The following is a 14,636-nucleotide window of genomic DNA, read 5'->3' as shown; positions in this document are numbered from 1 at the left end:
AGAATGAAGTCTTTTTTATTAAAAGATTTCATTTCATCGTCATTTATAAATGCTAAAAACTTTAACGATCAAAATGAATAAAAATCAATTTTCAATTTAAGGGTAATAATATGAAATTATTAAATTTAACAGCAATGATTGCTTTAACTACAGCTTTAACAGCATGTGGTGGCTTGCCAAAGGAATGCGAAGAATCTTGGAAACATATGGAAGATTTAGCAAAACAAAGTGGTATTCCTGAAGACTCGCTGAAAGAACAGAAAAAGGCATTTGAAGAAGAAATCAAAAAAATGCCAAAAGAAGATGCGATCAAAGCATGTAAAGCACAATCATCAATTTTTGGAATGGTTAAATAATTTAATCAACAGCAATATATGGATGTGTCTTTACCCATATCCATATATTCTTCAGCTATTTTTTAATCCAAAATTAATGACACTGCTCAGATTCTGTATAAACAAACATAGGACCTAAGTCATATATTTGATCATTCCTTTTTGCTTGTGGAATGTATGCACTTGAAATGCTTCCATCTAAATATAAAGCTTGATCAGTCTTGAGCTGTGTTTTAAAAATATCAGCGAACTCATAAAAATTAATTTTGCCACGACTAATCACAAAATAGAGCTGATTATTTTTAATTCCAACCCCATTCCTAATTTTCAACGAGTCAGAGTCTTTTACAAAGATTGGATTAATTTGTCCATTGATGACCAGCATCGGACCAGATTGTGTCGCAAAGCGTGCTTTAAACTTAGACTTTTGATACTGGGTTGTGGTTTGAATGACAGCTCGATGATCATTCCATGCCACCACACCATTGGGTTGCATAAAGAAGTTACCAAATTTATTCTTTTGTTGATTTAATTCAACCTGTTGTTTGTTTTGCTCAATATAGAGCCCAACAGGTGTAAAATTGGCATGATACATCCCTGCATTCATAGCAAAACTGATATTACATTTCTTGAGGTTCTTTTGTAACGCAGCGAATTTCTTATAGGGGCGAGCCTGTGGATCTTTGAGGAATAACTGTAGCTTACTCAGATCATCAATTTGAACCACATCTGCTATCACTTTCTGATCTTTACTGATTTTAGTATAAGTCGTCTCAGCATGTAGCTGAAATGGAAAAGTACTCAATCCTATACTGGTCAAAAAGGTATAGATCCAATATCTCAAACGCATAAACTTTAATTCCAAATCATCTTTTCAATTTTTTAATTCATAATGTATGCTATTTTGCATTTTAAATGTAATTTTTTACTTAATTAGCACTTTAAGGGCTATTAAATTCATTACGCATCGCTATAATCATTCTATCCTTTCAATTAAATACATGTGTACAATTTATTTGAACTGAGTGAAATATGCAGACAAAACAAATAACCAAATACCCGATTGGAGCGCATTTAATCGTCAAACATTTTGGCTATAGCCATCATGGCATTTATGCAGGACGAGGTCGAGTGATTCATTATTCTGGTTTTGCACATTTCTTTAAAAAGCGTCCTATAGAAATGACCTCTCTCGAAAAATTCTCGCATGGTAAATCCATACGCGTGCGTCTTTATGAGCAACCCAAATTTTCAGGTCGTCATGTCGTACGTCGTATGCGCTCTCGTATGCATGAAAACAGCTATCATTTAATTATCAATAATTGTGAACATCTTTGTAGTTGGGCAATCACAGGGGTAGAAAGTAGTCCACAAGTGGTTAAAATGATGAATCGTTTAACCACAATTGGTTATATTAGTTCAATCATGACCTATATGAATGGGTTATTTTTAACCGTGGCGACCACATGCTTTGCATTGGTGTTATATATAAAAATGAAACTCAGGGCTCAATCAAAACTTAAACTTCCTGCCTACCTTTCGATGAAAGACCAACACACCAAAAAGTAAAAGTTTTAGGCTTTATTCATTTATATAATGAGCAATCTATAGCACCCAATTCGAGTAAAAACTGAGTGCTAAATCATGAGATATGATGTTCTCGTTTTTTAAAAAGGTGGAAATTTATCTTCGACCAAATTCAGCACCAAGCCATGTTCCAAATATGCTTTTAGACCGTCCAATACCGTCGTAAATCCGCCAGTCGCATCGATAATAAATTTAATCAATTCAGAACCCTGCAATGGGATATCATAATTACGAATCGTGACATAAGTTTGCTCAGCACTGACCGCTTCAAAAATAAAATCTACAGACGTTTTAGGATCTTGGCCCCATGCAATTTGAATCAATTTATTTTCAAGAATATTAAAAACCATGACCTTCGATTTTACTTGATATTTATCCCAACTCCACTGCACAATTTTTCCTTCTTTTAGTGGTCCAGTGGAACTGCTAAACCAAAACTTAGTGGTTATTGCTGGGTCTATAAAAGCATTAAAAACCTCAGCTACAGGTTTACGAATTAACATTTGTGTTTCAATGGTTGGATTCATTCTTATGGCTCTATTTAATTTATAGGAATAACAATTGGATCAATAGGATGATACTGATAACACAACTGCGTATGAATCAGTATCAGGTTTTTGTTAATCAATTTAAAAGCTTAGTTTTGAATAAATGAAGATTCTACTAAAGCTTGATAGCGTTCGGAGAATTGACCATTCCAATATGGATATGGTGGATATACTGCACTGATTTGATTTAAACGCTGTAACTGTGTTTCTGTCAATATGACATCTTTTGCAATGAGATTATCTTGTAGCTGTTGCTGGTTACGAGCACCAATCAATACCGTAGAAACTGTAGGGCGCGTAAGCAACCACTTTAATGCAATTTGTGCAACTGAATAACCTGTACTCAACGATAACTCTTTTAGAGTATCGATAACATCATAGAGATATTGATCATTTACTGGTGGTGCAAACTGCGCTGTTGCATGTAAACGACTTTGAGTTGGGATGGGATGCTCTCGATCAAACTTTCCTGTCAAACGTCCCCACCCTAAAGGACTCCATACCACAGCACCAATGTGCTGATCATGATTTAAAGGCATCAACTCCCATTCATAGTCTCGCCCAATCAGCGAATAATAGACTTGATGAGCCACCATTTTTTCATAACCATAACGATCTGCAATTGATTGTGCCTTCATTAATTGCCAACCTGAAAAATTTGAAGCACCGATATAACGTACTTTTCCACTTCGCACTAACGCATCTAAGCTTTTCATGAGTTGTTCTAGGCAAGTGAAACTATCAAACTGATGTAACTGTAATACATCAATATAATCGGTATTTAAACGCTTTAGTGATTGCTCAACGGCACGTATTAAATAATCACGGCTAAAACCGACTTGATTCACTTGGGGATCTTTACGAATCCCCACTTTGGTTGAAATGATTACATCTTGTCGATACGGTGCTAATGCAATTCCTAGCATTTTCTCTGACTCACCTTCTGAATAGGCATCAGCACTATCAAAAAAATTAATCCCTGCGTCTATACAAGATGCAACCATTTGATTGGCTTCAATTTGTTCGGTCTGTCCCCATGCAGAAAATAAAGGTCCTTTTCCTCCAAAAGTTCCTGCACCAAAACCAAGCTCGGATACTTTTAATCCCGAACTTCCTAGAAGATTATATTTCATGACCATTCACCTTGTTTCAATAATCGATATTGCAAAAATAGCAATTTCAATTTATTTAAAAAATCAGGATAATCAGAAAATACTTTTTCGATTTTATGGAAAATGAATACAGAAGATTTTCAATTCTTTCTTCGTGTTGCTGAACTTGGCTCTATCAGTCAAGCAGCAAAGCATGCCAATATCGCTGTTTCAGTGGCAAGTCAGCGTATTCAACGATTAGAACATCACTTATCGCTTAGGCTATTTTATCGCACTACCCGTAAATTGCGTTTGACTGAAGAAGCTAAGATGTTGATTGCACATGGGCAACCGCTACTAGAAAGTTTTCAGATATTGACTGAAAATCTTAAACATTGCGATCAACAGCTTGTTGGAAATATTAATCTCACAGCGCCTGCGAGTTTCGGTGTACAAATACTGGTTAAAGTGATTGCTGAATTTTTAAAGCAACACCCAGCATTGTCGATAAACTTAGATCTTAATGATCAGAACGTAGATTTGATTGCTCAAGGAATGGATATTGCAATTCGGATTGGAAAACTTCAAGATTCATCGTTAATTGCTAAACCGTTATGTATCAATCAGCGCTTACTCTGCGCCTCTCCAGAATACCTTGAGCAGTACGGCACACCTCAGCATATTGAAGATTTAGCGCGACATCGCTGTATCATTCAACGCCATCAAAAAGGCATCACTGATACATGGAACTTTATTGATCCTTTAAAAGGAGATAAATTATTAAATATTCATGTCAAAGGACACTTTATTACCAACGCCGGTGAAGGTGTGCGTCAAGCCGCATTGGCAGGTCTAGGCATTTCAAATCACTCTTTTTGGCATGTTCACGATGATTTAATGACTGAGAGATTAATCCATGTTCTTCCTGAATTTACGGTGGAACCTACCGCGATTTATGCTGTAGTCCCTGATCGAAAACTCATGCCAAACAAAGTCAAAGTTTTAATTGAATATCTGCAAGAGTATTTTAAAAACTTTAATAAATAATTGATTTAAAATTTAACTTATACCAAAGGTCAAAAATAATTTTAATTCATCAATATCATTATTGAAAATTTTTATTGTTAGGTATTTTCACAGCCTCATATTTTGAGAAATGCTATGATCTATTTACGGTCGCGTTGTCAATATTTAAATTGATTACCTTTACGGAGCTTCACTGATCATACTGCAACAAAGAATGGGCTTATTCCAAATGACAAATATAATCGACTACTTCTGTGGATTGCATACTAAAACGGCTATTTGCAGGAACTGTAAAAAATTCACCTGGATGATACACCTCAGTTTCTTCACTCTGCTCTCTTTTTACAAAACATTTTCCAGAAATAATTTCGATTTTTTCGCAGACATGTGTTTCAAAAGTTAAAGGTTTGTCTGTGGGCAAAATGACGCCTAATGTTTTTTTAGAACCATCTTGGCATTCGATAACGTAACTGATTGATCGCCCTTTATAATGTACATTGGGCTTGATATGAACTGTAACTGCATCAAATTGAGAAGACATTGGCTGACCCTGATTATTATTTGTACGTTTAATATATCGCTTTTATATCCCTCAGCTCAATCAATTTTATTGAACATAAAAAAACCTAGCCGAAGCTAGGTTTCTTACTATTATTAAATTATTTAACCTGAGTTCGATATAAAAATCTTGATGAAATATGATACTCGGAAAAGTCATCCGCAACTGTTTGAGGCAGGACTACTTCTATAAAGTATTGTTTCTGTGACTGATTAAATATGTTGCTGGTGGTTGACGAGTTTTGCGGTGAGCAGCGATACCGCTGCGCAAGGTGGTTGCCCTTGCGCAGCTTCGCTCCTCATCCCGAAAGAAAAGTAGGGCTAGCCGCAGGCTGATCCTTAAATTGGGTGAAAACGCAGCAAGACTCCGTCGAGACTTATTTTTTTCAATGAGTTGAAGATGTGGTTGCATCCAACTCACGCTATTTACCCGGCTTAAAGCTGTCTTTCAAATCTAGAATACGGTTAAACACAGGTTTTTCAGCTGCATGGTCATATTGATCTGCAACAAAATAACCTTCTCGTTCAAATTGGAAACGATCTTCTGGTTTTGCTTGAGCCAAAGCAGGTTCAACCACTGCTTGTACGATTTTTAAAGATTCAGGATTTAAAAACTTCAAGAAATCATCATCAGCATCAGGCGCAGCTTCTGTAAATAAACGATCATAAATACGCACTTCGGCAGGTATCCCTTGAGTTGCAGAGACCCAATGAATAACGCCTTTTACTTTACGACCTTCTGGATTTTTACCTAAAGTTTCAGGGTCAATTGAACATTTCAGCTCAACAACTTCACCATTTTCATCTTTAATCACTTCGTCACATTTGATCACATAGGCATGACGTAAACGAACTTCACCATCTGGAACCAAACGTTTAAAGCCTTTTGGTGGCACTTCTTCAAAATCTTTACGATCAATATAGATTTCTGTGCTTAAAGGAATAATGCGATCACCCATATCAACATTTGGATGGCGTGCATGATTGAGTTCCATATCCGCAGGTAAATTGGTTAATGTCACTTTCAAAGGATTTAATACAGCCATACCACGCGCTGCTGTATTTTCAAGCGACTGACGAATACAGAACTCCAGCATTGCCACATCAACAATACCATCCGTTTTAGACACACCAACACGCTTACAGAAATCACGTAAACCTTCAGGAGTAAATCCACGACGACGCATGCCCACAACAGTTGGCATACGTGGGTCATCCCAACCATTAACATAATTGCCTTCAACCAACTTACGTAATTTGCGCTTAGACGTAATGGTGTAATCTACGTTTAAACGGCTAGACTCATACTGACGTGGCACAGCTTTAGAATGAACTTTTTCAACAATCCAATCGTAGAATGGACGGTGGTCTTGGAACTCCAATGTACATAATGAATGAGTAATACCTTCTATCGCATCTGACAATGGATGCGCATAGTCATACATTGGGTACATTTTCCATTTATCACCTGTTTGATGATGTTCTGAATGAAGTACACGATATAAAATTGGATCACGCATATGTACATTTGGAGATGCCATATCAATCTTGGCACGCAATACTGCTTCGCCTTCTGCAAATTCACCATTATTCATTTTTTCAAAACGAACAAGATTCTCTTCAACAGAAATATCACGATAAGGTGAGTTTTTACCTGGCTCTACGAAATTACCACGATTAATTCTAATTTCTTCAGGGCTTTGCAAATCTACATAAGCATCACCTTGTTTGATTAACTGGATTGCCCAAGCATGCAATTGTTCAAAATAGCTTGATGCATATCGTGGTTCACCATTCCATTCAAAGCCCAACCACTTTACATCGTTGGCAATTCCGTCGACATATTCTTGTTCTTCAGCATCAGGATTGGTGTCATCAAAACGTAAGTTACATAAACCTTCATATTCTTCGGCAATACCGAAATTCAAGCAAATCGCTTTAACATGACCGATATGCAAATATCCATTTGGCTCAGGTGGAAAACGAGTCACGACTTGTTGTGTACGACCTGTTGATAGATCATCAGTAATCACTTGACGTACGAAATCTAAGCCCGGTTGTTGTTCTTGCTGCGCATTATCGACAGGGCTGGCATTATTTGTCGGGCTTTTCGGCAGTTCTGAAACAACATCATTTGGCTTCATAGTTGATAAATCACTTCTAAAAGTTAAAATTGAATATAGAAAATGCGATTTTATCCTTTTTAACAAAAGAATTTCACATTTTTACTTGCTATGTAGTTTACAGTTTGCTTATGCTTCTCTCAACCAAAAACCCATGACATTTTTCGTCATGATTAGGAGATTATAGAATGAGTTTTCCTCAAGTCGAATTAAACACCAACAAAGGACGTATTGTTCTTGAACTTAACTCTGAAAAAGCACCAAAAACTGTTGCTAACTTTTTAGAATATGTTCGTGATGGTTTTTATGATGGCGTAATCTTCCATCGTGTTATTGACGGTTTTATGATCCAAGGCGGTGGCATGGATGAAAACTTCAAAGAAAAAACAACGCGTGATTCAATTGAAAATGAAGCTGACAACGGTTTGAGCAATGACGAAGGTACGATTGCGATGGCACGTACACAAGCACCTCACTCTGCTTCTGCACAATTCTTTATCAACGTAAAAAATAACTCTTTCCTTAACCATACAGGTAAAACTGCACAAGGCTGGGGTTATGCCGTATTTGGTAAAGTGACTGAAGGTATGGATGTTGTTGAAGCAATTAAAGGTGTTCGTACTGGCAACCGTGGTTACCACGCTGACGTTCCGCTTGAAAATGTGGTTATCGAATCTGCAAAAATCATTGCTGAATAATAAATAAATCCTAGGCTGTGTTCTTTGATTAAAGAACAACAATGCACCTTGTCCTGTTATAAGGTGCTACTGAGTAGGATAATTTTATAGGAAAAAAAGTGACCTATCTGTTTATCGCTGATTTACATTTGTCACCAGAACACCCTCGACTGGTTCGAGGGTTTTTTGATTTATTGGATCAATATAAAACTCAAAATACTCAATTATTTATTCTGGGTGACTGGTTTAATGCTTGGATTGGCGACGATTATACTGCACCATGGCTAGATGAAGTTGTTCAACATTTACAACAATTTAACCAAGCAGGTAATCAAATTTACTTTCAAGTCGGCAATCGTGATTTTGCTTTAGGGCAAGCATTTCTTGATCAATTCAATGGCAAACTGTTGCCTGATATTTACACACTGACAATCGCGCAAACAGATTTTCGTTTAGAACATGGCGATGCCTTATGTACTGATGATGTTGCTTATCAAAGATTTAAGAAAGTCATTCGTAATCCTCTTGTATTAAAAATCTTAAAAAGTACACCACTAAACTTTAGACAAAAACTTGCCAATGGTTTTCGTAAACAAAGTCGTGAATCTCAGCAAAATAAATCTTATGAAATTATGGATGTCAATTCAAAGGCTGTAGAACAGGCTTTAGAAAATACGGATATCTTGATTCATGGACATACTCATCGTCCTGCTATTCACGATGTAAAGAATAAACCTCGAATTGTTCTTGGCGATTGGCGTGAAAAGACCTCAGAAGCTATGATTTTAGAGGTAGATGAAACTGGAAAATGGCAATTTATAAAATGGCGAATCCGTTAAAATCTATATAACCTTGCATCTTATTTTTCAATAAAACACTTTATTTTTCAGTATTAATCATATTTTCGATAAAATTTTGAATATTTTTTAAATTTACCTTGTCAATCACAACTAAATTTTCTTCAAAAAAATAATTATATTTACTTAAATTATCTTTAATCGTTTGCCCTAGACGAACAGGATCATAAAAAGTAAAAAAATAACTTTTCCCTGAAATATCAATCATTAATAGTAACCAACCTTTCTTTTCATATTCCCATTCGTAATCATGAAAATCTTGCGGTAAATGAATATAATATGCCGTCATGTTTCCCTCTTCAGCTTTTAATTATCATCTTGTTATACAATCACTTTATAGCGATTTAATATTTATTTCAAACGAGCATTTCAAGCTTTTTATCTTTCGCTATTTTGCATATTTATGGCACAAAACTTTATAATTCATGACAATTCTATTTGTTATAAATTCACATCGTAAGAATATACTAAATTCGATTTTCAAATATTTCAAATCGCTCATGATTTTCATGTTTATTTACGATTTTAACATTCACTTTTAGGTGTTTTAGCATAGAATATATCGATAATTTACGATATATGAGATAATTTCATGGATCTACTGACGGTAGCAAAAACACGTTATACCACCAAGGCTTATGATGCGACAAAGAAAATTCCTCAAGAACAATTCGAGCGTTTAGTTGAAATCTTACGTTTAACACCTTCTTCAATTAATATTCAGCCATGGCATTTCTTTATTGCAGATCATGATGAGGCTAAACAACGCATTGCAAAAGCCCTTGTTGGCAAATATGCCTATAACGCACCCAAAGTATTAGATTCATCGCATACCATTTTATTTTGTACCAAAGCAGATATAAGCGAGCAGCATCTGGCAGATTTGTTACAACAAGATGATCTTAGTGGGCGCTTTAAAGATGAAAAAGCCAAGCAAGGACAAAAAGAAAGCCGTTCAGGCTATGTTTCTTATTATCGAAATGAAAAAGGAGACATTCAGCGCTGGGCTGAAAATCAAACCTTTATTGCACTTGGGCAAATGCTTTTAGCCGCAGGGATTGAAGGCATAGATGCTACCCCGATTGGTGGTTTTGATGAAGCAATTTTAACTGAAGAATTGGGTTTAACTGAAAAGAATTTAATTCCTTCTGTCATTATGACACTCGGTTATCGCAGTGATGTCGATTTCAACGCTAAATTGCCCAAATCTCGTTTAGCTCAAAAAGATGTGATTACTCGTCTTTAAAATATAACACGTAGATTTGCAAAGAGTGGCTTATATCCGCTCTTTGCAATTAAGCATATCAATGCTTTCTTTAGTTTTATAAGGCTTATCTTTATAAAGGATGTGAGCTTGCAACTTCTTGACTGATCATTACAGCAGTTGCAGCAGATAATGTCCAACCCAAATGCCCATGCCCTGTGTTATAGAATACACGTTCACGTTTACCTCGTTTTACCACAGGCATCATATTTGGCATCATTGGACGTAACCCTGCCCAAGGCACGCAATGCTCTGTCGATATATCAAAATTTTTATTGACCCAATCTGTCAAAGGCTGAATACGATCAGAACGAATGTCACGGTTATAACCATTGAATTCCGCAGTACCTGCAATACGTAGGCGATTCGCACCTAAACGAGACGTTACAATTTTTGCACTTTCATCGAGCAAACTGACCCAAGGTGCACCATTGATACTTTTTTCATCATTAAGCTGTACAGTGATTGAATAACCTTTTACAGGATAAACATTCACACGATCACCAAGTTGATTGGCTAGTTGATAACTGCCGACTCCGCCACAAATCACAACTGCATCAGCACTCAATTGCTCAATAGCAACCGAATGACCTTCCATATTTTCAACACTTGGGTGGTATTGAATATTAACGCCATTTGCAGTGTGTTCAACATTCACGACTTCCATACCAAATAAATATTTTACCCCATATTTTTCAGTGGCTTTGGCGAGACCTGTCGTAAACTTATGAATATCACCTGTTGCATCACCTGGACAATAAAAACCACCGTAATATTCACCAGTTAAACTGGGTTCAATGGATTTAATTTCCTCATTGGTAACGGCATGACGCTCTAGACCACCTTTACATAACAATGCATTGACACTGGTTGCAACTTTATAATCATATTCAGAATGATAGAAATGCAAAATTCCACGTTTTTCTAAATCAAAATCAATCCCTTCTTGTTCAGCAATGCTAAACAATCTTTGACGTGCTAACAGCGCCATTCTGACCGTGTCTTGTGTATTAGTTTCATAGTGTTTGATATTACCGAGGAATTCTACTAACCAAGCATATTTATGTAAGTCAAAAGAAGGATTGAGCAACAATGGTGCATCTTTTTTTGCCATCCATTTAATGCCCTTGAGAACCGTAGACTTCTGATTCCATACTTCTGCATTACACGCAGAGAGTTGTCCACCATTGGCAAATGAGGTTTCCATAGCAGGAAATAAATGTTTATCAATAACAGTTACTTGATAACCTAGTTGAGCAAGTTCGTAAGCTGAGGTTACACCTGTAATACCCGAACCAATTATGACCACATGACACATACACACACTCCTTTGAAATGTAATTCTTCTCATTACATTGTCAATGTATGCCCCATCTGTCATGTGTACCTGAGAGCTTCGATAAAAACCTAAACTATTTAGGTTTTACCTTCCCCTTCGGTGAGCCATTTCTTTTTTGTTTTCAATAGAATGACTTCTCTCCAGAGGTTTTACAATAATTACAGTCCTTTTGCCTGAGAGTTTCCGGGGTCGTTGCTCCTTCGGCGAGTCTACAAGAGACTTCTCTCCTGCAATCATCTTTCCTTTTATATAGCAATGTATATGCCATTTTGAATAAAATAGATACACTTTTGCGGTAATGAATCGTAAAAATTATTCTGCTTTACCAAACTCTGCTAAAAATTGCTGTTTATCCTCGTCCGTCAAGAATCTTAAAATATAAGCTTGAATACTGTTTTGTTCTAATTGTGCTGTTTGCTCAATTTTGGTTAATGCTACATCGAGTTCAGCCATATTTTCAGCGTATAAGTGCTCCAACCAAATAGCTTCATCAATATCTTGCTCAGTTAAAATCAACGCGACTCCACTTTCAGAAACCAATGCTTCACTGAGTTCTACACTCATATTGCATTGTGTATAAGTCTCACCTGTCCAAGAATTGACCAACAATTGTATATGTGATGCATCCAGTTTTAATTCTACGTATAAATCAGTCGCGGAAAAATACATTATTCTTTCAAATTCTGACTCATAGGCATAAGCTGAAAAATTATCTAATAAATGTTGAATCTGACGATTCTGAGTATTCGCGATTACAGCTATACCATCTACAGCAAAACGTAAAACTTTTAACGCATTCATTTTCTACTCGATAATCTTGACTAGATTTGTTGATTAAATTTGTGATTACATCTGATCTTATTCCACTTTACCCATTATCGGACTGTAAAGTCGATCAACTGTAGTCTGAAATTTAATCTTTAGATTGTATTTAACAGTTCATTTAACTTTTGGATATGTTCCATATCATCAGGGTGCTGTTGCAAATTACGTACACTATGATTTTGGTGATTACACACTCCAACAGCCTCATCCAGATAAAAATCATTTTGAATGATCAAACCATTCACTATACAGCTGGCAATATATCCTTCATAACCTTGAAAAGATTTTATATTCGATAATCGCTTGGCAATCAGCTCTGTGACAACCTTTAACTGGTTCTGTTCAACAGCAAGCATCGGTAGCAACAATAAGAAATCTAAATCTGTCGATTGTAAGCGTTGAAACTCTTTCAAACTCAAAAACCATGCTTCAAAATGCCCGCCAATATTGCCGATATACAGATCATTGAGAAAATAACGAATTTCCTCTGGTGTAAATTGAATATCAATGTAGAGTTTAGAATGAATTGCTAAATGATAATACCGCATTTCCCGATCAGTATGTTCAGGTAAAAAAGACCTATACCATGCTTCAAGCTCTTTGCTATAAAGATCTATTCCTGTCTTCTCCTCAATCGCCTCATCCAAATTCAATTCTTTTTCTTCATCAAAACCACGTAATAATGCAATAAACCAATGCCAAAAATGCTCATTGCTGAAAGTGATTTCGTGCACCAAAATATGTTGGCTCATTGATTCTTTCTTAAATGTAATTAATTATTTACTGCATCATATCGAAACACGTTCAAATCATCGTATTCAATTTGTGGTGTTGTTCCTGAAATAATATCGGAGAGTAGTTTTGCTGAACCGCAAGACATGGTCCAACCCAATGTGCCATGTCCAGTATTGGTATATAGGTTTTGATACTTGGTTTTACCAACAATCGGCGTACCATCAGGCGTTGCAGGTCTTAAACCCGTCCAAAAATGTGCATCCGTAATATCACTGGCATTTGGAAATAATTGCTGGAGTACCATCAGCAAGGTATCTTCACGGCTTGCTTTTAAAGAGCGATCAAAACCATTAATTTCAGCCATTCCTCCAACTCGAATACGGTCATCAAAACGTGTTAAAGCAATTTTATAAGACTCATCTAAGATCGTGGAGATTGGTGATAATGCTGGATCAATAATCTTTGTAGTGATCGAATAACCTTTTAAAGGATATACGGGCGCATCAATATTAAGTTGTTTTAACATCTCATGACTATAACTGCCCAATGCCATTACATAGACATCACCTTTCAATGTACTGCCATCTTTGAGTTTAATGGCTGTAATTCGATCTGAATCTTTTTCAATTGTTTCAATCACTGTATTAAAAAGAAAATTTACACCTTGCTGCGCAGCGAGTTCTGCTAATTCAGTGGTAAATTTTTGGCAATCCCCTGTTTGATCATTAGGCAAGCGCAAACCACCAACAAAATCAACAGTCGCATGCGCCAATGCAGGTTCTGCTTTGATCACACCAGCTTTATCTAATAATTCAAATGGCACACCTTCATGCTTTAATACTTCCGTGTCTTTGCCTGCCACATCTAATTGCTGCTGCTTACGAAACAGTTGCAATGTCCCAAGCTGACGTTCATCAAAATGAATTTGGGTTTCTGCACGCAGTTCATCTAAGCAATCACGGCTATATTCTGAAATTCTCACCATTCGCTCTTTGTTGATTTGATAGCGATTGATATTACATTCAGCTAACATTTGTACCATCCACTGATACTGATACATATCTCCAGTTAGTTTAATGGCGAGCGGCGAATGAGGTTGAAACATCCATTTAAATGCTTTTAAAGGAATCCCTGGAGCAGCCCAAGGAGAGGCATAACCTGGAGAAATTTGACCTGCATTCGCAAAACTTGTTTCAAGTGCTACATTCGGTTGACGGTCAATTACAGTGACCTCATGACCTGCTTGTTTGAGATAATATGCCGATGTTGTACCAATAACACCTGCGCCCATGATGATGATATGCATACTGAACCGACCTTATACGAATTTATCGTCTTATAATAAAAAGTTATCTATTCTAATCTGAATTTTTGCCACTCTTTTAATGTAGCACTTAGAAAGAATTTGGCAACACAGATTTCGTATGGAACTGTCACTATGGTTTATACTGCTGAATTGTTTAGTTTTTTATCTTAAAATAATCATTTTTTTCGTAGAATATATAACAAGGTATATTGCTTTCAGCATATAATATTGTGATAGAAGTCTTGCTCAGCTCAGAAAGCACGAATATTCACTGATAATGATTATAGAATATATTTTACCCCTTTACGCTTCTTATACACATCTAAATTGAATAGTCTATATAGCGATAATCTATTGAAAAACTC

The 14,636-nt window shown here is 36.2% G+C and carries 16 protein-coding genes and 1 riboswitch; of the genes, 6 read left to right on the top strand and 10 right to left on the bottom strand.

What is annotated here, in order from left to right; genetic code table 11:
- The first annotated feature begins 110 nt into the window (after positions 1–110).
- The gene (locus ACINWC743_RS01640; protein ID WP_005031802.1) at positions 111–356 is read left to right on the top strand and encodes a hypothetical protein; all 246 of its coding nucleotides are present in this window, start codon (positions 111–113) and stop codon (positions 354–356) included.
- Between the two features lie 73 nt (positions 357–429).
- On the opposite strand, the gene ACINWC743_RS01635 is transcribed toward ACINWC743_RS01640, so the two are convergent.
- On the bottom strand, positions 430–1,185 hold the full coding sequence (locus ACINWC743_RS01635; protein WP_009584100.1) for a phosphodiester glycosidase family protein: 756 nt from the start codon (positions 1,183–1,185) through the stop codon (positions 430–432).
- Positions 1,186–1,367: 182 nt separating this feature from the next.
- Between ACINWC743_RS01635 and ACINWC743_RS01630 the strand changes: the two genes are divergently transcribed.
- Positions 1,368–1,904 carry a lecithin retinol acyltransferase family protein gene (locus tag ACINWC743_RS01630; protein ID WP_009584082.1) on the top strand — a complete coding sequence of 179 codons (537 nt, stop codon included), beginning with the start codon at positions 1,368–1,370 and terminating at the stop codon, positions 1,902–1,904.
- Between the two features lie 98 nt (positions 1,905–2,002).
- Here ACINWC743_RS01630 and ACINWC743_RS01625 read toward each other — a convergent pair whose 3' ends face one another.
- On the bottom strand, positions 2,003–2,449 hold the full coding sequence (locus ACINWC743_RS01625) for an SRPBCC domain-containing protein (protein ID WP_009584103.1): 447 nt from the start codon (positions 2,447–2,449) through the stop codon (positions 2,003–2,005).
- A gap of 110 nt (positions 2,450–2,559) precedes the next feature.
- Positions 2,560–3,603, bottom strand: coding sequence for an aldo/keto reductase (locus tag ACINWC743_RS01620; RefSeq protein WP_009584081.1), 1,044 nt, complete (start codon positions 3,601–3,603; stop codon positions 2,560–2,562).
- 102 nt (positions 3,604–3,705) lie between these two features.
- Between ACINWC743_RS01620 and ACINWC743_RS01615 the strand changes: the two genes are divergently transcribed.
- On the top strand, positions 3,706–4,608 hold the full coding sequence (locus tag ACINWC743_RS01615) for a LysR family transcriptional regulator (protein ID WP_009584086.1): 903 nt from the start codon (positions 3,706–3,708) through the stop codon (positions 4,606–4,608).
- A gap of 199 nt (positions 4,609–4,807) precedes the next feature.
- On the opposite strand, the gene ACINWC743_RS01610 is transcribed toward ACINWC743_RS01615, so the two are convergent.
- Together ACINWC743_RS01610 and ACINWC743_RS01605 are read right to left on the bottom strand one after the other, a co-directional pair.
- Complete coding sequence (locus ACINWC743_RS01610; protein ID WP_009584079.1) at positions 4,808–5,128, bottom strand: pyrimidine/purine nucleoside phosphorylase; 321 nt, start codon at positions 5,126–5,128, stop codon at positions 4,808–4,810.
- 439 nt (positions 5,129–5,567) lie between these two features.
- A complete protein-coding gene (locus tag ACINWC743_RS01605) occupies positions 5,568–7,289 on the bottom strand; it encodes a glutamine--tRNA ligase/YqeY domain fusion protein (protein WP_009584098.1) in 1,722 nt (573 codons plus the stop codon).
- A gap of 167 nt (positions 7,290–7,456) precedes the next feature.
- On the opposite strand from ACINWC743_RS01605, the gene ACINWC743_RS01600 reads away from it, so the two are divergent.
- Positions 7,457–7,966, top strand: a complete 510-nt coding sequence (locus ACINWC743_RS01600; RefSeq protein ID WP_004830577.1) for a peptidylprolyl isomerase — start codon at positions 7,457–7,459, stop codon at positions 7,964–7,966.
- Positions 7,967–8,064: 98 nt separating this feature from the next.
- Positions 8,065–8,784 (top strand): UDP-2,3-diacylglucosamine diphosphatase, encoded by a 720-nt coding sequence (locus ACINWC743_RS01595; protein WP_009584094.1) that lies wholly within the window; start codon positions 8,065–8,067, stop codon positions 8,782–8,784.
- A gap of 40 nt (positions 8,785–8,824) precedes the next feature.
- Here ACINWC743_RS01595 and ACINWC743_RS01590 read toward each other — a convergent pair whose 3' ends face one another.
- On the bottom strand, positions 8,825–9,091 hold the full coding sequence (locus tag ACINWC743_RS01590; RefSeq protein WP_009584107.1) for a hypothetical protein: 267 nt from the start codon (positions 9,089–9,091) through the stop codon (positions 8,825–8,827).
- 303 nt (positions 9,092–9,394) lie between these two features.
- Here ACINWC743_RS01590 and nfsB point away from each other — a divergent pair, with 303 nt between their 5' ends.
- A complete protein-coding gene (nfsB, locus tag ACINWC743_RS01585) occupies positions 9,395–10,048 on the top strand; it encodes an oxygen-insensitive NAD(P)H nitroreductase (RefSeq protein ID WP_009584078.1) in 654 nt (217 codons plus the stop codon).
- Between the two features lie 91 nt (positions 10,049–10,139).
- Here the strand turns inward: nfsB and ACINWC743_RS01580 are convergent, their stop codons facing one another.
- The 4 genes from ACINWC743_RS01580 to ACINWC743_RS01565 form a co-directional block, all read right to left on the bottom strand.
- Positions 10,140–11,384, bottom strand: coding sequence for a D-amino acid dehydrogenase (locus tag ACINWC743_RS01580; protein ID WP_004830572.1), 1,245 nt, complete (start codon positions 11,382–11,384; stop codon positions 10,140–10,142).
- A gap of 172 nt (positions 11,385–11,556) precedes the next feature.
- A riboswitch (glycine riboswitch) is annotated at positions 11,557–11,645 on the bottom strand.
- Positions 11,646–11,717: 72 nt separating this feature from the next.
- On the bottom strand, positions 11,718–12,206 hold the full coding sequence (locus tag ACINWC743_RS01575; protein ID WP_009584112.1) for a hypothetical protein: 489 nt from the start codon (positions 12,204–12,206) through the stop codon (positions 11,718–11,720).
- A gap of 119 nt (positions 12,207–12,325) precedes the next feature.
- Positions 12,326–12,982, bottom strand: a complete 657-nt coding sequence (locus ACINWC743_RS01570) for an Imm19 family immunity protein (RefSeq protein ID WP_009584089.1) — start codon at positions 12,980–12,982, stop codon at positions 12,326–12,328.
- A gap of 20 nt (positions 12,983–13,002) precedes the next feature.
- Positions 13,003–14,271 (bottom strand): D-amino acid dehydrogenase, encoded by a 1,269-nt coding sequence (locus tag ACINWC743_RS01565; RefSeq protein WP_009584109.1) that lies wholly within the window; start codon positions 14,269–14,271, stop codon positions 13,003–13,005.
- Between the last annotated feature and the right edge of the window lie 365 nt (positions 14,272–14,636).

This window comes from Acinetobacter sp. WC-743, from assembly GCF_000335555.1.
GTDB lineage: Bacteria > Pseudomonadota > Gammaproteobacteria > Pseudomonadales > Moraxellaceae > Acinetobacter > Acinetobacter bereziniae.
The sequence above is the reverse complement of the archived record's forward strand: the minus strand, read 5'-3'. Positions and strand labels throughout refer to the sequence as shown.